This window comes from Citrobacter sp. RHBSTW-00986 (genome assembly GCF_013783065.1).
Classification (GTDB): Bacteria; Pseudomonadota; Gammaproteobacteria; order Enterobacterales; family Enterobacteriaceae; genus Citrobacter; species Citrobacter braakii.
The window spans coordinates 3,610,269-3,627,504 of sequence record NZ_CP056200.1 but is presented as its reverse complement, the minus strand read 5'-3'; the positions used below and the strand labels follow the sequence as shown (position 1 = coordinate 3,627,504).

Here is a 17,236-nt window from a genome sequence, read left to right as displayed (position 1 = left end):
TTTATTTATCACGCTGGATTATGTAGTCCGCTAGCGCTTCCAGTGCCGAGGTATCGAGTGACTGTGCGGCCAGCAAACTTAGCGACTGGCGGGCATCCTCAATTAAATCCCGGGCTTTATTCTGGGCTTGCTCAAGACCCAGAAGTGCAGGATAGGTACTTTTGCCAAGCTGCTGGTCAGCACCCTGACGTTTACCCAATGTTGCAGTATCGCCTACCACATCCAGGATGTCATCCTGAACCTGGAAGGCCAGACCGATGCTTTCTGCGTACTTGTCGAGTATTGCCAGGCATTCTCGCCCTTTATCGCCAGCGCTTAACGCACCCAGACGCACGGCGGCGCGAATCAATGCCCCGGTTTTATGGCGGTGAATACGCTCCAGCGCATCCAATTCTACCTGATGGCCTTCAGCGTCCAGATCCAACGCCTGACCGCCGCACATACCGGCGATACCGCTGGCCTGGGCCAGTTCAGAGATCATCGCGATGCGGTCACGATCAGAAACTTCCGGCATCGGGGCGTCGCTGATAATGGAGAACGCCAGCGTTTGTAGCGCATCTCCGGCCAGGATCGCATTCGCCTCGCCAAATTTTACGTGGCAGGTCGGCAGACCGCGGCGCAGGTCATCGTCGTCCATCGCGGGTAAGTCATCGTGCATCAGCGAATAGGCATGGATACACTCGACGGCGGCAGCGGGAGCATCAAGCGTACTCAGGCTGACGCCAAACATCTGACCGGTCGCATACACCAGAAACGGGCGCAGACGTTTACCGCCTAATAATGCGCCATATTGCATGGTTTCGACCACGGGAGTGTTCTGAAAGGGCAATGGCGCGATAAAACGGCTCAGTGCCTGGTTGGCCTGCTCAACGCAAGCCTGTAGCTGCTGCGTAAAATCCATTTACTCATTATCCGGTGTGAAAGGCGTAAGGGCGGCGTCTTCAGTATCTGACAGCAGGATTTGTACGCGCTGTTCAGCCTGTTGCAACTTGACCTGTCCCTGACGTGCTAACTGTACGCCACGTTCAAATTCGTTCAGCGCTTCTTCCAGCGGCAGGTCGCCGCTTTCCAGACGGGTAACAATCTGTTCCAGGTCGCTCAGCGCTGTTTCAAAACTGGCTGGCGCTTCATTTTTCTTCGGCATAATGAATGTCTGACTCTCTGTATTGGCAGCACAAGGCTATGGTAACGGACTCGCACTGATAAGCAAATAACGCACAATGGTAAGGCGATGTGCACAGGATGACCATGATGGTGGTATACTTGCGCGCCTGGATGCAGCCGCAGGGTATGGGCTGCTGTATTTTTTTCCATTACAAGTCATTCAGACTTGCCAAAGAACCATTGCCGCCATGAAGTTTATCATTAAATTGTTCCCAGAAATCACCATCAAAAGCCAATCTGTGCGTTTGCGCTTTATAAAAATTCTGACAGGGAACATTCGTAACGTTTTAAAGCACTATGATGAAGACCTTGCCGTTGTCCGCCACTGGGATCACGTTGAGGTTCGCGCTAAAGATGAAAGCCAGCGCCTGGATATTCGCGACGCGCTGACCCGTATTCCGGGGATCCACCATATTCTCGAAGTTGAAGACGTGCCGTTTACCGATATGCACGATATTTTCGAGAAAGCGCTGGTGCAGTATCGCGATCAACTGGAAGGCAAAACCTTCTGCGTACGCGTTAAGCGTCGCGGTAAGCATGAGTTTAGCTCTATTGAGGTGGAACGCTATGTTGGCGGTGGACTGAACCAGCATATTGAATCCGCGCGCGTGAAGCTGACGAAGCCGGACGTGACGGTTAATCTTGAAATCGAAAACGACCGTCTGCTGCTGGTTAAAGGCCGCTATGAAGGTATTGGCGGTTTCCCGATCGGGACACAGGAAGATGTACTGTCGCTGATTTCCGGTGGTTTCGACTCCGGCGTGTCCAGCTATATGCTGATGCGTCGCGGCTGCCGTGTGCACTACTGCTTCTTTAATCTCGGCGGCGCAGCGCATGAAATCGGCGTTCGTCAGGTGGCGCATTATCTGTGGAACCGCTTTGGTAGCTCGCATCGCGTGCGTTTTGTCGCGATCAACTTTGAGCCGGTGGTTGGCGAGATCCTGGAGAAAGTCGACGACGGTCAGATGGGCGTGGTCCTTAAACGTATGATGGTTCGTGCAGCGTCGAAAGTCGCTGAGCGCTACGGCGTACAGGCGCTGGTAACCGGTGAAGCGCTGGGCCAGGTGTCCAGCCAGACGCTGACCAACCTGCGCCTGATCGATAACGTTTCTGACACTCTGATCCTGCGCCCGCTTATCTCCCATGATAAGGAGCACATCATTAATCTGGCGCGTGAAATTGGTACTGAGGACTTTGCCCGTACCATGCCGGAATACTGCGGTGTGATTTCAAAAAGCCCGACGGTGAAAGCGATTAAAGCGAAGATTGAGGCCGAAGAAGAAAACTTCGATTTCTCTATCCTCGATAAAGTGGTTGAAGAAGCGAACAATATCGATATTCGTGATATCGCCCAGCAGACGCAGCAGACCGTGGTGGAAGTGGAAACCGTGAGCGGCTTCGGCCCGAACGATGTGATTCTGGATATCCGCTCTGTGGATGAACAGGATGACAAACCGCTGAAGGTTGACGGTGTGGACGTCGTTTCTCTGCCGTTCTACAAACTGAGCACCAAATTCGGCGATCTGGACCAGAGTAAAACCTGGCTGCTGTGGTGTGAACGCGGGGTGATGAGCCGTCTGCAGGCGCTGTATCTGCGCGAGCAGGGCTTTGAAAACGTGAAGGTATATCGCCCGTAGTGACTTTTGCCTGAGGGTGCTGCGCTTATCAGGCCTGCAAGCGGTATGTTTTGTAGGCCTGATAAATTGTTTACGCTGCCATCCGGCAATATAACAATATTATTCAAAACGGATGGGGAGCTTTTTCCCGTTCGACTCCCAGACACCCTGATAGACGCCGTCTTTTAACTCCAGCGTTATCTTCTCTTCCGATTGTTCAGCGGCAGAGGTCTTCAGTACATAATGTTGATTGTCGGCTGTGTCGCATTTACCGTTTAATTCAATCGGTGCGCCAAATTTCTGGTAAAAGTAAGCCCCTTCAAAAAAATCACCGTATTTGCAGTCGACCTTCAACACAATACGCATGCTTTTTCCCAACGTGCCGTACATGACCTTGCCGTCAATGCCGGGCGCTGGCGAAACCGGTGTTGTTCTCTTTGCGGTAGTCAGATACTGGCCGTAAGGCGTGAGCTGATTATGCAGTTCAACGGTCGGGATTTTCGTGGTGAAATCGCCCAGTTCGTCACCCGCGCGATTGGCGTGGTTGCTACAACGTCCGTTCAGGAAAGCCAGATGGTCTTTTTGCAGGGCGAATTTGTCGATGTAGTACAGACCGTCGGTGTAGGTTGCACACGATGCGTAGAATTCGGCAAAGCCAGAATCTCCATCGTCTTCTTTTATTTGCTCCGGCTTTTGTGATTTCTGTGCGACAACAAAGGTATCAATTTGGCTGCGGATATCTTTTCTGATGCGGGTGTTTAATTCGGTCATCGTGGAGCGGGAAAAGAGGTCGTTAAGGGTAATTGTCGCGCCGTTGGCTAAATCGAAGCTGATCGGTACATTGTACGACTCGCAATACGCCCCGCAGCCTTCGACAAACATGTTGAGGGTCAACACTTTGGCGTCGCGATACTCAACCGTGTAGTCAAGGTTTGCGGTGGGATTCATCTCTGATTTCGCAAACTGATTCACGGTCGCTTGTGGATTATTTCCCGGTAGCTGATTGATAAAGCTTGTGAAAATATAATCGTTAATGCGTTTTGCAACCTGTGGGTTATCCGTTGAGGTAAACCACGGCACGCGATATTGCATCTCAGTGCTTGCGGGATAGCGATACTCAAGGCTCTCAATTTCAAGTTGAGTCGCACTGGCGTAGCCGGAAAGGAGCAGTAAAGCCACTCCGCTCAGATATCCTTTCATCATAATTCCTTGAATGCGAGTGGCCTGAAGATTACTCGTAGTAGTTATAAATTCCCGCTGCCATCACCAGTTGTGATGCCACTTCGTAAGCCTTTTCGCGACTCACCAGGAGATCAATGATTTTTAAACCGAAATCGATTGAGGTTCCCGGTCCCTGGCTGGTTAACAGATTGACGCGCGGATCCCATACGACGCGCTTATCCTGCCACTGGTCAGTGGGAATATTGTCTTTCAGCGCCGGAAAACCGGTCATGTTACCGATGGGAAAAATATCGTGTGGGACGAGGACTGTGGCGGCAGCGGCGCAAATTGCCGCGACAATGCGCCCGGAGCGATGAAACTGTTTCACGGTTTCGACAAGCAGAGGGCTGTCGCGAAAACACTCGGCGCCTTTAATACCGCCGGGCAACACGATAATGTCGAAATCCCCGTCAGCAACTTCCACTAATGGTGCATCCGCCAGTAGTTTCACGCCGCGTGAGCACACGATCGTCAGGCCGCCATCGCTGGCAACGCTGGCGGTCGTGACCTTAATTCCGCCGCGAACCAGCAGATCGATAGTGGTGACCGCTTCGGTCTCTTCACTACCAGGGGCGAGACATACCAGTGCTTGAGCGCTCATACTCACTTTCCTTTCTCTTAACCATTTCAAACAGGCGGGCATTTTCCGGGACGGCGATGCCGTGCGCGCGGGCGCGTTTTAACAAATAACCGGTAATGTAGTCGATCTCAGTATGGCGCAGGGCATGTATGTCTTGCAGCATTGATGAGATATTTTCCGCCGTACTGTCAATCACTTGCTCAACATAATAGCGTAAATCATCTGCTGATGTGTGGTGGCCTTCGCGTTCAATGACCGCCGCCACCTCCTCGCAGATGAGCGCTATTTTTTCAGGATGATGGCGTAACTCTCCATTCGAGCAATCCCATAATGCGGTCAGCGGGTTAATGACGCAGTTGACGGCCAGCTTGCGCCACAACTCAGCGCGAATATTGTTGTGCCAGGCGACGTCCGGCAGCACCTCTTGCAGGACTTCAGCCAGATAACTGAAATCACCGTCTTGTTCACGCGCCGGACCAATCCTTGTTGTTCCCTGAGCGACATGAATGATCACGTTCCCGTCACGGCGTGCCGCGTGGGTTGTGGTGCCCATCAATAGAGGTTGCTTAATGTTATGCAACTCTTCAATCGTCCCCATACCGTTGTGAATCAGCAGAATGGGAGTGGTGTCAGGCAGAATGGCGGCCAGGCCTTTGACCGCATCAGAAACCTGCCAGGCTTTCAGAGTGACAAGCAGCAGGTCGCTTTTCGCCAAAAAATCGGGGTCGTTTGCCGTCAGGGATTCATTGAATACTGACCCATCCGTGTCGATCAGGTTAACACTGCAATAGGGTTGCGGTACGCGTAGCCACCCCTGAACCTCATGTCCATGTTTGCACAGCGTGGTTAGCCAAAGCTGTCCTAACGCTCCACATCCCAGTACGGTAATTTTCATTCTTCCTCCTCACCTGCAACATCACCAGGTGTTAATCCATATCGGCCGTACCCCATTATTGTTCGCAGGTATCAGTACCACGTACAATTAAAGGATACAGCCTAGTATAGCGCTGTCTGTTGTGTAACTTTGCAGGTATTATGCTTCGCATCAAAAATGAAGGGAGAGGAAAAGATGCCATCTTTCGATATTGTTTCTGAAGTTGATCTTCAGGAAGCCCGTAACGCGGTAGATAACGCCAGCCGTGAAGTGGAGTCACGCTTTGATTTTCGTGGCGTTGAAGCGACTTTTGAGCTGAACGAGTCGAATAAGACGATTAAGGTGCTAAGCGAGTCTGATTTCCAGGTCAATCAGCTGCTGGATATTTTACGTGCCAAGCTGCTGAAACGTGGTATTGAAGGCACTTCGTTGGACGTACCAGAAACCTTCGTGCATAGCGGTAAAACCTGGTTTGTTGAAGCTAAGCTGAAACAGGGCATTGAAAGCGCGGTGCAAAAGAAAATCGTTAAGCTGATCAAAGACAGCAAACTGAAGGTGCAGGCGCAGATTCAGGGCGAAGAAATCCGCGTGACCGGCAAGGCGCGTGACGATCTGCAATCCGTTATGGCGCTGGTTCGCGGCGGCGATCTCGGCCAGCCGTTCCAGTTTAAGAACTTCCGCGATTAAGTCGTAATGCCTGATGGCGCTACGCTTATCCGGCCTACAGGTTGCACACGCTATTTGTAGGCCGGATCAAACGATAGTCGCCATCTGGCACTCTTCACGCCTGGCTGATGGCCTGTTCAACCTCAAATCGATTCGTCACTTTGCTGTCGATTTTCACGTAAGCCGAATGCTCTTTCGCAACAATTAACACTTCGCTTATCCCTTCTTTAGCCAGTAGACGCTGCTTAAGGGTGTCATCTGCGGCAATCTCAGGTGGGATTTCCACTCGCAGGCTACTGACATACGGCGGCTCTTTCATTGTGCTTGCCACCAACAACCAAACTGCCGCCAGAAGCGCGCCGGCCAGGAATACCGCCTGACCATCAAACATTTCGACCACCCAACCGCCGAGCGAACCGCCAATCGCCACGCCAAGAAACTGGCTGGTGGAGTAAACGCCCATCGCCGTGCCTTTATAGCCAGCCGGAGACTCTTTGCTGATAAGCGAGGGGAGGAGGGCCTCCATCAGGTTGAAGGCGAGGAAGAATATCTGAACGCCCGCAATCAGCCCCCAAAAACGCACGTTAGCGCTCCATAATACAATCTCTGCGATAAGGATCAGTAACACGCAGGCGAGGAATACGCGCTTCATCCGCCGCTTCACTTCTGCGTAGATGATGAACGGCACCACGGAAACAAAAGACAGCAGCATCGTCACCAGATAAATTTTCCAGTGCTCTGCGGCGGGGAAACCGGCTTTCGCCAGTTGGCCCGGTAAGGCGACGAAAGTGGACATCAACAAAATGTGCAGACACATGATGCCAAAGTTGAGCTTGAGCAGTTTGGGCTCCGCCAGCACCTTGCTGAAGCTGCCTTTTACCATGCCAGATTCGCGGTTCAGCACGTGGCTGGTGCTATTGGGAACGACCCAAATGGTTAGCACGATGCCGGTGGTTGCAAGAGCCGCAATCATCCAGAACAGCGCGTGTAGCCCCAGCGCATGGGTAACGATCGGTCCTAGCACCATCGCAATGGCGAAGGTGATACCAAAGCTGACGCCGATAAACGCCATCGCTTTGGTACGGTTTTGCTCACGGGTTAAGTCGGAAAGCAGCGCCATCACGGCGGCGGCAATCGCGCCAGAGCCTTGCAAAGCGCGACCGAGAATAATGCCCCAGATTGAATCGGAGAGGGCGGCAATCACGCTGCCGAGAACGAATACCGCCAGCCCGCCGACGATAAGCGGCTTACGACCGATGCGGTCTGAAAGCAGACCAAAGGGGATCTGGAAAACGGCTTGCGCCAGACCATAAATGCCAATGGCAAGGCCAATCAGCGCTTCACTGGCACCCTGTAGCGCCATACCGTACGTGGTCAGAACCGGCAGAACCATAAACATGCCAAGCATGCGCAACGAGAATACGGTCCCTAAACCCCAGGTGGCGCGCAACTCACCGGGCGTCATTTTGTAATCGTTCATTCCCACCTCTGTATTAATTTCGCGCCTAGTGTAAAGCGGGGAAGGAGTGCGGTAAACCTCTACGATATGTGGAATTGTGTAGTGGGAAAATTGAAATAATTACAACTGCAACTAATTTACTTGCGATAATTACAGGTGTAGTCTTTTTGTGGTTATTTCTAATGGAAAGAGGGAAAAGGAAAATGGCGATTCCGGGCAATATGTGGATTTATGACGATGGTGGTGCGCTGATTAAGGGCGGGTGTGATGTAGAGGGAAGAGAATACAGTATTGAATTTAAAGGCTTTCATCACAATTTGTCTATTCCCACTGATAACGGTACAGGCAAGCCAACAGGCACACGCCAACATTCACCGATGATGATCATCAAAGAGTTTGACTACTCTAGCCCGTATTTATACAAAGCTGTCGCTTCTGGTCAGAATCTTAAGTCTGCAGAGATTCGTTGGTACAAAATCAATGATGCCGGTCAGGAAGTTGAATACTTCAATATGTTTCTGGAAGGGGTGCGGATTGTCTCCGTTTCTCCCTCGATGGCTGGTCCAGAGGACATGAATAATAACCATCTTGAAACCATAGAATTACGCTACGAAAAAATCACCTGGAAGCATTGCGACGGGAACATTATCTATACCGACGCATGGAATGACCGGCAGACGGCATAATGGGGGATTGAATGGATACAACTGAAGAGGCGAATGGAACCTATTGGTATCATGGTCACAGCAATCTGTCCGCTGGCGAATTGTTCGATCTCATCTTTCTGGAACAGTTTTGTGATGAGTTAGGTATTGGTATTGAATCGGGAGCCGCTATTCTGGCTGGTCAACCCTGGTTAAAGACGAGACAAAAACCTTCCGGGGCTATTGAAGGAACAAGTGTTGTTTCCAAATACGGGAGAATGCTTCTGAAAGATGCGCGGGTACCATTTGGTATTAAAGTCCCCACTCCGGTGGGGTTAAGGATACAAAACACTAACAAACTCGCTGCTGTGATTGCTCGTTATGTACCCTGGCTTGGGTGGATTGGTCTTGTAAATGCACTTGTGCAAGTATCCAGAAAGACTCAGATAAAATACAACTTAATTGCTCGCTCTAAAGATCGCATTCAGTGGACATCATTCTAATGAGTATTCAAGACGATGTGTTAAAGCTTTTCAGGGAAGAAATACCTGGGTATTTGGATGAAAACTGGAAAGAGGTTCCTTTAGAACTCGACTCAGATTTGTTTGATGCCCCCGGTGATGATCTTCACAGTGCTCTGGATCGATATGAGAAAGAGTTCAAAGTCGATTTATCATGTGTGAACTGGAAACCTTATTATCCATGGCACAATCTGCCACTATTCACTAGATGGTTCAAAGCTAACCGGGAAGAAGTGGAAGCAACACGCATACCGCTAACCGTAAGGATGTTTGCTGAGTCGGCTGAAGCGGGGAAATGGCTTTATGACTGAATAACATCCCTGCCAATAAAAAAGGGGGCCGGAGGCACCCTTTTCGTATCAGCAGATCGTTACCAGACGTAAGTCAGCAGGTTCTGCGAGTTTGGCACCATAAAGTCAACGGACATCATCACGGAAAGCGCGGTAATGGCGATGATGGAGAAACCGAACAGCTTGCGTGCCCAGACCCTGTCATCTTCCACTTTATAACCGCGCAGCGCCATGCCCAACCACCAGACACTCACCGCCGCAGCAACAATCAGGTATTTATAACCAGCATAGCCGCCCAGGGTTAGCATCAGCGTGGCGATAGCAAACGCCACGATGTACAGCGTGATATGGTTCTTCGCGACCGAAATACCTTTCACCACCGGCAGTACCGGGATGTTGGCTGCCTGATAATCCTTAAAGCGGAAAATCGCAATCGCGTAAGAGTGCGGCATCTGCCACAGACTGAAAATAGCCAGCAGAATCAGCGCACCGCTATCGAACTCACCGGTTACGGCGCAGTAGCCAATCACCGGCGGCGCAGCACCGGAGAGTGAGCCAATCAGCGTGCCATAAACGGAATGGCGCTTCATGTACAGGCTATAGACACCCACATAGACCACGAAGCCCATTACCCCCAGCCAGCAGGCCAGAGGGTTCGCGCCAAACCACAGCAGCATAAAGCCAGCAATACCCAGCAGGGTGGCGTATACCAGCGAGACCGCAGGGGAAATCAGACCTTTAACCAGCACGCGGTTTTTGGTCCTCTCCATCTTCCTGTCGATATCCCTGTCGATGTAGTTGTTAAATACACAACCCGACGCCACAACCAGTGACACCCCAACCAACGTGTAGATAAACAGGGGATAATCAATGCTGCCTTTCGAGGCCAGCAGGAATCCCCCAATCACCGAGATCAGGTTGCCAAAGATGATGCCTGGTTTTGTTACTTGCAGGTATTGCTTAAACATCATAATCGCCGCTCTTAGTGCATCATCATGTTGTAGTTAAGGTTCCACATAATCCAGATGGAGCCCACAACCAGGATGGCGATGATTAGCACAGTAAAGACAAAGGCTGTCATGTTCCAACCTTCATCAGATTTGCTATTCATGTGCAGGAAGCACACCAGGTGCACCAGAATCTGTACCACTGCCATTGCCAGAATAGTTCCCAGAATGACGGCAGGAGAGGCAGAACCTGTCATGACCATCCAGAACGGAATAACCGTCAGGATTATCGACAGGATAAAACCTGTCATGTAGGTTTTTACGCTGCCATGGGATGCGCCGCCGCTCTCGTTAGAATGACTCATTACATCGCCCCCATCAGATAAACAACAGTGAACACACAGATCCACACCACATCCAGGAAGTGCCAGAACAGGCTCAGGCACATGATGCGGGTACGGTTAGTACTGGTCAGGCCGCGACGAGCAACTTGCACCATCAGCACCGCCATCCAGATAAGACCGGAGGTGACGTGCAGACCGTGCGTGCCGACCAGCGCGAAGAACGCAGACAGGAAGCCGCTGCGATCCGGACCCATACCGTTAACAATCAGGTGATGGAATTCATAGAGTTCCATCCCGATGAATCCGGCACCGAACAAGAAGGTCAACGCCAGCCAGGAGATAACCTGGCTCTTGTTGTTCTTGTACATGGCGATCGCCGCCATGCCGTAAGTAATAGAGCTGAATAACAGCAGGAATGTTTCAACCAGAACGAACGGCAGTTCAAAAATGTCCTTACCTGTTGGGCCACCTGCTGTGCCGTTCACCAGAACGGCATAGGTTGCAAACAGAATAGAGAACAGAATGCAGTCGCTCATCAGGTAGACCCAGAATCCGAAGATCTTGGTCTGGCCTGCATCGTGGTGCCCGTGTTCGTGCGCGTGGGCAGTCGCGTGCGTTAAAGTATCAGTTGCCATTTTTCAGCCCTGCCTTAGTAATCTCATCGAAATGCTGGTTTTCCAGTTTTTCGACTTCCGGGACCGGCACGTAGTAATCCACGTCTTCATCAAAGCTTTTCACAATCCAGCTGATGATCATGCCTGCGAAGCTTGCAATCGCCAGCCACCAGATATGCCAGATCATGGCGAAACCAAACAGTGTTGCGAAGGCGGTAATGACGATACCGGCACCGCTGTTTTTCGGCATATGAATTTCTTCATAGTGCGCAGGCTGCTTGTACGCTTCACCTTTTTCTTTCATTTCCCAGAAGGCATCACGCTCGTGAACGTGCGGCACAACGGCAAAGTTGTAGAACGGAGGCGGGGAAGAGGTTGCCCACTCCAGCGTACGACCACCCCATGGGTCACCGGTCAGGTCGCGGTTCTGCTCGCGGTCGCGAATAGAAACGAAGATCTGAATCAGCTGGCACAGGATACCCAATGCAATCAGCGCGGCACCGCAGGCGGCAACGACCAGCATCGGATGGAACTGCGGGTCAATCTGCTGGCTGAGGCGACGGGTCATCCCCATAAAGCCCAGCACATACAGCGGCATAAACGCCACGAAGAAGCCGATGATCCAGAACCAGAATGCGCGTTTACCCCAGGTTTCGTTCAGCGTGAAGCCAAACGCTTTTGGCCACCAGTAGGTCATACCTGCGAAGCATCCAAATACGACGCCGCCGATGATAACGTTATGGAAGTGCGCAATCAGGAACAGACTGTTGTGCAGCACGAAGTCCGCACCCGGAACCGCCAGCAGTACGCCGGTCATGCCGCCGACTGAGAAGGTAACGATAAAGCCAATCGTCCACAGCATCGCTGAGTGGAATACGATACGACCCTGGTACATCGTGAACAGCCAGTTGAAGATCTTCACCCCGGTCGGGATGGCGATAATCATGGTGGTAATACCGAAGAAGGCGTTTACGTTAGCGCCTGCACCCATGGTGAAGAAGTGGTGCAGCCAAACAACGAACGACAGAACGGTGATACAGACGGTTGCCCACACCAGTGAGGTGTAACCAAACAGACGTTTACGTGAGAAGGTTGCAGCGATTTCGGAGAACACACCGAAGACCGGCAGAACCAGAATGTACACTTCCGGATGGCCCCAGGCCCAAATCAGGTTGATGTACATCATCATGTTGCCGCCCATATCGTTGGTAAAGAAATGGGTGCCCAGATAGCGATCCAGGGTCAGCAACGCGACGGTAACCGTCAGGATTGGGAAAGACGCGATAATCAGGATGTTCGCACACAGCGATGCCCAGCTAAATACCGGCATCTTGAACATGGTCATTCCTGGCGCACGCATCTTAATGATGGTCACAAAGAAGTTGATCCCGGTTAGGGTTGTACCAATACCGGACAACTGGACTGCCCATATCCAATAATCGACCCCGACGCTTGGACTGTACTCTATTCCCGAGAGTGGCGGGTACGCCAGCCAACCGGTCTGTGCGAATTCACCCACGCCCAGAGACAGGTTAACCAGGATTACGCCGACAACGGTGAACCAGAAGCTCAGGTTGTTCAGGAACGGGAATGCAACGTCACGTGCGCCGATCTGCAGCGGAACCACCAGGTTCATCAGACCGATAACAAATGGCATTGCCACGAAGAAGATCATAATCACGCCGTGAGCCGTGAAGATCTGGTCGTAGTGGTGAGGTGGCAGGAAGCCCGCTTCACCTGCAGAAGCCAGCGCTTGCTGACTACGCATCATGATGGCGTCGGCAAAGCCACGAATCAACATGACGATTGCGACAATGACATACATAATGCCAAGGCGTTTGTGGTCAACCGAAGTTAGCCACTCTTTCCACAGGTAGGTCCACTTACCGAAGTAAGTGATTAGGCCCAGTAAGGCCGCACCACCGATGATAATGGCAGCGATCGTAACCATGACAATTGGTTCATGGAACGGCACTGCATCCAGCGTCAATTTTCCGAACATCGTATTCTTCCTCGGCCCCTTAGTGAGCGGATTCCGCGTGGCTCATGTCCATGCCTTCCATTCCTTCGTGTGCGCTGTGCTCACCTTCGGGTTGGGTCATGTCCATGCTCTTACCGTGAGCCATAAATTTGTTAATAACGTCTTTAAACAAATCAGGTTTCACGTTGGAGAAGTATTCCACCTGGTTGTATTCGCTTGGCACAGCCACTTTTTCGAACGCAGCCATGTCGCTCATGGTGTTCGTGGACTGTTTAGCTTTAGCAACCCATTGGTCGAATTCGGCGCGGTCCTTTGTTGCGATAGCCTTGAACTTCATACCGGAGAAGCCTGGTCCGCTATAGCTTGCGGAGATACCATCATAAGTACCGACTTCGTTGGCGATCAGATGCAGTCGAGTCTGCATTCCGGCCATGGCATAAATCTGACTACCCAGACGCGGGATAAAGAAGGAGTTCATCACGGAGTTGGACGTCACTTTGAACTCAACCGGAGTATTCGCCGGGAAGGCGATTTCATTCACGGTAGCGATACCTTGTTCCGGATAGATGAAGAACCATTTCCAGTCCATGGAAACCACTTCAATGGTAATGGGCTTCTCGTCATGCGCCAGCGGTTTGCTTGGCTCAAGAGCGTGAGTGGTTTTCCAGGTCAGTACGGCAAGGAAAATGATGATTAAGATCGGCACCGTCCAGACCACAGCTTCCACTTTATTGGAGTGTGACCAGTTCGGGCTGTACTTCGCATCTTTATTGCTTGCACGATACTTCCAGGCGAAACCAACAGCCATCAAGATGGCAGGAATAACGACAATCAACATCAGGCCAAATGCCGTCAGTATCAGAGAACGTTGTTCCAGTCCAATCTGTCCTTTAGGGTCAAGCAGCGCAGAATTACAGCCACTGAGTAATGCAGTGCCTGCAATTAATGACAACCATCCCAAACTTTTATTGTATTTCCTGAGTCTCATTTAACGACCTCAATTCCACGGGACCGGGTGGCGTTTAAAGTGTGAGGGCATTTTACGGGAAGGTTACATTACTGTAAACATCCTTGGATCTGTGTTACTGGGTTCTGCCGGGCATGTCACATATGTTGCAATATATGTCGTTTTGACTTTAAGAACCTGTTGCAACATCACGTTATAACGAAAGCGGGCAAGCGGGAGACGTGCTGAGGGCAATTGGTATAACCAATACGAAAATAAAACAATTGTTTAACAATTGATTATCAATAAAAAGACAATTGAAGAACAAAAAATAAATCTGTAGTGGCTGAATCGAGTAAGGGAAATAGTATATATAAAAGGCGTCAATAATTTCCAAATTCTTTGGCGCACAAAATAACAAATAATATTTTTAGTAATTGTTGTTTATTTAGCCGTTATAATTACGCAGGGTGATTACAACGGCGATATTAATGTGGATTTTTACGCCAGGCGGGTTTTGCGCAGTGCCAGATAATCCAGCAATCCACCAAAAACGACCCCGCAGACCGCGACCACCACCGAGATTTCCAGCAGTTCCGGCAGGAAGGAGAAGTGGGTGTAATCCAGTGCGTTCATGGTTAACAGCAGCAGCCAAACCACCAGCAGACAGCAGCCCGCAACCAACGTCATTAATGCCAGGCTGTACGCGCCACGAAATTCCGTGCGCGGAATGAAGCTCTCATTTTGCCAGCTATGTTCCAGAGTCTGACGACAAACCAGCAGCAGTATGAGGCCGGGGATAGCGGCAAACACAGAGAACAAATAAAACGTTGGCCACCCGTGCGCTTCAACAAACCAACCTGCTACCGGGCCAACGTAAACGCGACCAACGGCGGAAAGCGCGGAGAGCAGAGCGAACTGGGTCGCTGAGAAGGACTTATTGCACAGCGTCATTAATAAGGCGACAAACGCTGCCGTACCCATGCCACCACACAGGTTTTCAAAGAAGACGGCGGCGGCCATACTGAACATGTGTTTGTCAGTGATGGACAATAACCAGTAGCCCGCATTCGACGCCCCCTGCAGGATGCCGAAAATCAGCAATGCGCGAAACAGCGAAAGGCGTTGCATCAGGATCCCGCCGTACAGCGCGCCAACGATGGTTGCCAGCAGTCCGAGCGTTTTATTCACCACGCCAACTTCACCCGCATCAAATCCGACGCCGCGGATTAAAAAGGTTGTAGTCAGGCTCATGGCAAAGGCATCCCCGAGCTTATACAGAACGATAAGCAGCAGAATTAGCCAGGCGTTGTTACGACCAAAGAAGTCGCGCAGCGGGGCCACAACCGCTTGCTCCAGCGTTTTGGGCACCGGAATGGCATCAGTCGGTTCGGGCGCTAGCAGGGTAGCGATGATGCAAGGTATCAGCAGCGCCGCCATCAGCCAGTACATTCCTTGCCAGCCCAGCCAGCGGTCGGCCATCCACAGAGCCAGCCCACCGGAAACCAGCATCCCTAAACGATAGCCCAGCACGCTGATAGCCGCGCCAGTGCCGCGTTCTTCGGCGGGTAGCACGTCGGTTTTCCATGCGTCAAAGACGATATCCTGCGATGCCGAGCAAAACGCGATCACCACCGCAAGCGCGGCCATCCAGCGTAGCTGCGTGCCAGGCTCCAGAAAGCCCATCGCGGCGATAGAAATCAGTAACAGCACCTGAGTTGCCAACAGCCAGCCACGGCGTCGACCTAAAAACGGCGGCGTGTAGCGGTCCATTAGCGGAGACCAGAGGAACTTAAACACGTAGGCCTGGCCGACCAGAGAAAAGAAACCGATAGTTTTAAGATCGATATTCTCGACTGTCATCCATGCCTGAAGCGTACCCGAGGTCAGTGCGAGTGGTAAACCGGAGGCGAATCCCAGTATGAGCAGGATAGCTGAACGTGGTTGCTGAAAAATACGTAAGTAATGACTGGACATGGGCTTCTATAGGCCCGACGAACGCCGGGCCATATGGGCAGAAATTAACGAGCGTTCTGCTTGATGAAATCGTGAACGCTGGTGTCCTGAGACATATCAGCGATGGTATCGGTCAGCACGCTGTTAACGGCGTCAGCGATATTTTTGTTAGAGGCCTGCAGTGCGCCTTCAACAGAATAGCTTGCGCGGTAGTTTTTGGTCATCTTGTTGCCGTTAGCAGCAGTCGCAATGATGGCGATGTCTGCCTTGGTGGCGATGTTATAGCGCACGCTACCCTGGGACACGTCTGCATACAGCTGGCTAACAATGATTTGCAGGTTAACAGCACCGTTTGGCCCAATCATATAACCGCGTGCGGTCATCTGTTTTTCCAGTACTTCTTGCAGCAGGAAGCGCAGATCGCGGGACGCGGTCAGGGTAACAAGCTGGTTGTCACGGGTAACTTTTGCCAGCGCCTGATCCTGACGCTGGTCGGCACCGTTGATGCTAACGGTCACACCCATCAGGCTCGGGTCCTGCTGTGGCAGGGTAATTTTCGGGGAAACTTCAATAGTGGTCGGCGGCGTTGCGCATCCAGCTAACATAAACAGCGCGACAAACGGGACGAGGATTTTTTTAAACATGCCAGGGCTCTCAGCGAATCTAAATTGTATGGTTGGAGAAAATTCCCGCCATCATAACATCGCCAACGATGAGGGGAAGTGGGTAACGCATGTAAATTCATTGTGTTGTCAGTTTTATGTCTTTGTGGAGACCATAAACGGACTTTTTGCAATAAATCGAAGTGAGGATTTAGTGAACTTCATCCATTTGGCTGAGAAAATCAGACAAACGCTAATTTTTTGTTGCTAAGGTGTAATGAAAGCGGTAAAAGCGGCTAGTATTTAAAGGGATGGGTGACATCTCAGCGTTGTCGGAGGAAAAACTTCATGATGATTCGTGAGCAAATAGAAGAAAAATTAAGGGCAGCGTTCCAACCCGTGTTCCTCGAAGTTGTGGATGAAAGCTATCGTCACAATGTCCCGGCAGGTTCTGAAAGCCACTTTAAGGTTGTGCTGGTTAGCGATCGCTTTACAGGTGAGCGTTTTCTGAATCGTCATCGGATGATTTACAGCACCTTAACGGTGGAGCTTTCCACAACCGTTCATGCACTTGCCCTGCATACCTACACCATTAAGGAGTGGGAAGCGTTGCAGGATACGATTTTTGCATCGCCTCCGTGTCGTGGGGCGGGAAGCATCGCGTAAAAACGGATTTGCAACAACCGACGCTTTTCCAGTATGTTGCTACAGATTATGTGAAAACGGCCTGCGGGCCGTTTTGTTTTGTCTGAATTCTGGGGCAGTCGTACAGTATTCAGACAAAAATTAGCCGGGAATTGTGAAAAAAGCC

At 51.2% G+C, this 17,236-nt stretch carries 19 protein-coding genes; 6 read left to right on the top strand and 13 right to left on the bottom strand.

Features of this window, described 5'->3' with window-relative positions:
• Position 1: 1 nt before the first annotated feature.
• Together ispA and xseB are read right to left on the bottom strand one after the other, a co-directional pair.
• On the bottom strand, positions 2-901 hold the full coding sequence (gene ispA, locus HV345_RS17695) for a (2E,6E)-farnesyl diphosphate synthase (RefSeq protein WP_016152039.1): 900 nt from the start codon (positions 899-901) through the stop codon (positions 2-4).
• Positions 902-1,144, bottom strand: a complete 243-nt coding sequence (gene xseB, locus HV345_RS17690; RefSeq protein ID WP_016152040.1) for an exodeoxyribonuclease VII small subunit — start codon at positions 1,142-1,144, stop codon at positions 902-904. It abuts the gene before it with no gap.
• A 208-nt stretch (positions 1,145-1,352) separates the two neighbouring features.
• Here xseB and thiI point away from each other — a divergent pair, with 208 nt between their 5' ends.
• Positions 1,353-2,801 (top strand): tRNA uracil 4-sulfurtransferase ThiI, encoded by a 1,449-nt coding sequence (gene thiI, locus HV345_RS17685; protein ID WP_005125147.1) that lies wholly within the window; start codon positions 1,353-1,355, stop codon positions 2,799-2,801.
• 99 nt (positions 2,802-2,900) lie between these two features.
• Here thiI and HV345_RS17680 read toward each other — a convergent pair whose 3' ends face one another.
• The 3 genes from HV345_RS17680 to panE are packed head-to-tail and all read right to left on the bottom strand — an operon-like array spanning position 2,901 to position 5,476.
• A complete protein-coding gene (locus HV345_RS17680) occupies positions 2,901-3,980 on the bottom strand; it encodes a hypothetical protein (protein WP_181636705.1) in 1,080 nt (359 codons plus the stop codon).
• A 31-nt stretch (positions 3,981-4,011) separates the two neighbouring features.
• Positions 4,012-4,602 (bottom strand): protein deglycase YajL, encoded by a 591-nt coding sequence (yajL, locus tag HV345_RS17675; RefSeq protein ID WP_016152043.1) that lies wholly within the window; start codon positions 4,600-4,602, stop codon positions 4,012-4,014.
• Entirely contained in the window at positions 4,565-5,476 is a 912-nt protein-coding gene (gene panE / locus HV345_RS17670; RefSeq protein ID WP_016155860.1) for a 2-dehydropantoate 2-reductase, read from the bottom strand. The genes yajL and panE overlap by 38 nt, the downstream gene beginning before the upstream one ends.
• Positions 5,477-5,650: 174 nt before the next feature.
• Here panE and HV345_RS17665 point away from each other — a divergent pair, with 174 nt between their 5' ends.
• Positions 5,651-6,142, top strand: a complete 492-nt coding sequence (locus HV345_RS17665) for a YajQ family cyclic di-GMP-binding protein (RefSeq protein ID WP_003831002.1) — start codon at positions 5,651-5,653, stop codon at positions 6,140-6,142.
• A gap of 94 nt (positions 6,143-6,236) precedes the next feature.
• On the opposite strand, the gene HV345_RS17660 is transcribed toward HV345_RS17665, so the two are convergent.
• Positions 6,237-7,601 carry an MFS transporter gene (locus HV345_RS17660; protein ID WP_016152045.1) on the bottom strand — a complete coding sequence of 455 codons (1,365 nt, stop codon included), beginning with the start codon at positions 7,599-7,601 and terminating at the stop codon, positions 6,237-6,239.
• A 182-nt stretch (positions 7,602-7,783) separates the two neighbouring features.
• Between HV345_RS17660 and HV345_RS17655 the strand changes: the two genes are divergently transcribed.
• Genes HV345_RS17655 through HV345_RS17645 form a run of 3 tightly spaced genes read left to right on the top strand, consistent with a single transcriptional unit; the run spans position 7,784 to position 9,056 of the window.
• Positions 7,784-8,266 (top strand): type VI secretion system tube protein TssD, encoded by a 483-nt coding sequence (locus HV345_RS17655; RefSeq protein WP_046276105.1) that lies wholly within the window; start codon positions 7,784-7,786, stop codon positions 8,264-8,266.
• 11 nt (positions 8,267-8,277) lie between these two features.
• On the top strand, positions 8,278-8,727 hold the full coding sequence (locus tag HV345_RS17650; RefSeq protein ID WP_181635873.1) for an STM2901 family protein: 450 nt from the start codon (positions 8,278-8,280) through the stop codon (positions 8,725-8,727).
• Entirely contained in the window at positions 8,727-9,056 is a 330-nt protein-coding gene (locus tag HV345_RS17645) for a DUF1493 family protein (protein ID WP_047357697.1), read from the top strand. The genes HV345_RS17650 and HV345_RS17645 overlap by 1 nt, the downstream gene beginning before the upstream one ends.
• Positions 9,057-9,115: 59 nt before the next feature.
• Here HV345_RS17645 and cyoE read toward each other — a convergent pair whose 3' ends face one another.
• The 7 genes from cyoE to HV345_RS17610 all read right to left on the bottom strand — a co-directional run bounded on the left by cyoE (position 9,116) and on the right by HV345_RS17610 (position 16,467).
• Positions 9,116-10,006 (bottom strand): heme o synthase, encoded by an 891-nt coding sequence (cyoE, locus tag HV345_RS17640; RefSeq protein ID WP_003831005.1) that lies wholly within the window; start codon positions 10,004-10,006, stop codon positions 9,116-9,118.
• A gap of 11 nt (positions 10,007-10,017) precedes the next feature.
• A complete protein-coding gene (locus tag HV345_RS17635) occupies positions 10,018-10,347 on the bottom strand; it encodes a cytochrome o ubiquinol oxidase subunit IV (RefSeq protein ID WP_003831006.1) in 330 nt (109 codons plus the stop codon).
• Complete coding sequence (locus HV345_RS17630; RefSeq protein ID WP_003831007.1) at positions 10,347-10,961, bottom strand: cytochrome o ubiquinol oxidase subunit III; 615 nt, start codon at positions 10,959-10,961, stop codon at positions 10,347-10,349. The genes HV345_RS17635 and HV345_RS17630 overlap by 1 nt, the downstream gene beginning before the upstream one ends.
• A complete protein-coding gene (cyoB, locus tag HV345_RS17625) occupies positions 10,951-12,942 on the bottom strand; it encodes a cytochrome o ubiquinol oxidase subunit I (protein WP_003831008.1) in 1,992 nt (663 codons plus the stop codon). The genes HV345_RS17630 and cyoB overlap by 11 nt, the downstream gene beginning before the upstream one ends.
• A 19-nt stretch (positions 12,943-12,961) precedes the next feature.
• Positions 12,962-13,909 carry a cytochrome o ubiquinol oxidase subunit II gene (cyoA, locus tag HV345_RS17620; RefSeq protein WP_003847580.1) on the bottom strand — a complete coding sequence of 316 codons (948 nt, stop codon included), beginning with the start codon at positions 13,907-13,909 and terminating at the stop codon, positions 12,962-12,964.
• 459 nt (positions 13,910-14,368) lie between these two features.
• A complete protein-coding gene (gene ampG, locus HV345_RS17615; RefSeq protein WP_047357698.1) occupies positions 14,369-15,844 on the bottom strand; it encodes a muropeptide MFS transporter AmpG in 1,476 nt (491 codons plus the stop codon).
• 44 nt (positions 15,845-15,888) lie between these two features.
• On the bottom strand, positions 15,889-16,467 hold the full coding sequence (locus HV345_RS17610) for a lipoprotein (RefSeq protein ID WP_016152050.1): 579 nt from the start codon (positions 16,465-16,467) through the stop codon (positions 15,889-15,891).
• Positions 16,468-16,773: 306 nt separating this feature from the next.
• Here HV345_RS17610 and bolA point away from each other — a divergent pair, with 306 nt between their 5' ends.
• Entirely contained in the window at positions 16,774-17,091 is a 318-nt protein-coding gene (gene bolA, locus HV345_RS17605) for a transcriptional regulator BolA (protein ID WP_016152051.1), read from the top strand.
• Positions 17,092-17,236 lie beyond the last annotated feature (145 nt).

Excerpts from the sequence above, each read along its gene's own strand:
- bolA (WP_016152051.1), top strand. The coding sequence starts at position 16,774 with ATGATGATTCGTGAGCAAATAGAAGAAAAATTAAGGGCAGCGTTCCAA.
- HV345_RS17650 (WP_181635873.1), top strand. The coding sequence starts at position 8,278 with ATGGATACAACTGAAGAGGCGAATGGAACCTATTGGTATCATGGTCAC.
- HV345_RS17655 (WP_046276105.1), top strand. The coding sequence starts at position 7,784 with ATGGCGATTCCGGGCAATATGTGGATTTATGACGATGGTGGTGCGCTG.
- thiI (WP_005125147.1), top strand. The coding sequence starts at position 1,353 with ATGAAGTTTATCATTAAATTGTTCCCAGAAATCACCATCAAAAGCCAA.
- xseB (WP_016152040.1), bottom strand. The coding sequence starts at position 1,144 with ATGCCGAAGAAAAATGAAGCGCCAGCCAGTTTTGAAACAGCGCTGAGC.
- ampG (WP_047357698.1), bottom strand. The coding sequence starts at position 15,844 with ATGTCCAGTCATTACTTACGTATTTTTCAGCAACCACGTTCAGCTATC.
- HV345_RS17660 (WP_016152045.1), bottom strand. The coding sequence starts at position 7,601 with ATGAACGATTACAAAATGACGCCCGGTGAGTTGCGCGCCACCTGGGGT.
- cyoA (WP_003847580.1), bottom strand. The coding sequence starts at position 13,909 with ATGAGACTCAGGAAATACAATAAAAGTTTGGGATGGTTGTCATTAATT.
- HV345_RS17665 (WP_003831002.1), top strand. The coding sequence starts at position 5,651 with ATGCCATCTTTCGATATTGTTTCTGAAGTTGATCTTCAGGAAGCCCGT.
- HV345_RS17680 (WP_181636705.1), bottom strand. The coding sequence starts at position 3,980 with ATGAAAGGATATCTGAGCGGAGTGGCTTTACTGCTCCTTTCCGGCTAC.
- HV345_RS17630 (WP_003831007.1), bottom strand. The coding sequence starts at position 10,961 with ATGGCAACTGATACTTTAACGCACGCGACTGCCCACGCGCACGAACAC.
- HV345_RS17645 (WP_047357697.1), top strand. The coding sequence starts at position 8,727 with ATGAGTATTCAAGACGATGTGTTAAAGCTTTTCAGGGAAGAAATACCT.
- cyoB (WP_003831008.1), bottom strand. The coding sequence starts at position 12,942 with ATGTTCGGAAAATTGACGCTGGATGCAGTGCCGTTCCATGAACCAATT.
- HV345_RS17635 (WP_003831006.1), bottom strand. The coding sequence starts at position 10,347 with ATGAGTCATTCTAACGAGAGCGGCGGCGCATCCCATGGCAGCGTAAAA.
- ispA (WP_016152039.1), bottom strand. The coding sequence starts at position 901 with ATGGATTTTACGCAGCAGCTACAGGCTTGCGTTGAGCAGGCCAACCAG.
- cyoE (WP_003831005.1), bottom strand. The coding sequence starts at position 10,006 with ATGATGTTTAAGCAATACCTGCAAGTAACAAAACCAGGCATCATCTTT.
- panE (WP_016155860.1), bottom strand. The coding sequence starts at position 5,476 with ATGAAAATTACCGTACTGGGATGTGGAGCGTTAGGACAGCTTTGGCTA.
- HV345_RS17610 (WP_016152050.1), bottom strand. The coding sequence starts at position 16,467 with ATGTTTAAAAAAATCCTCGTCCCGTTTGTCGCGCTGTTTATGTTAGCT.
- yajL (WP_016152043.1), bottom strand. The coding sequence starts at position 4,602 with ATGAGCGCTCAAGCACTGGTATGTCTCGCCCCTGGTAGTGAAGAGACC.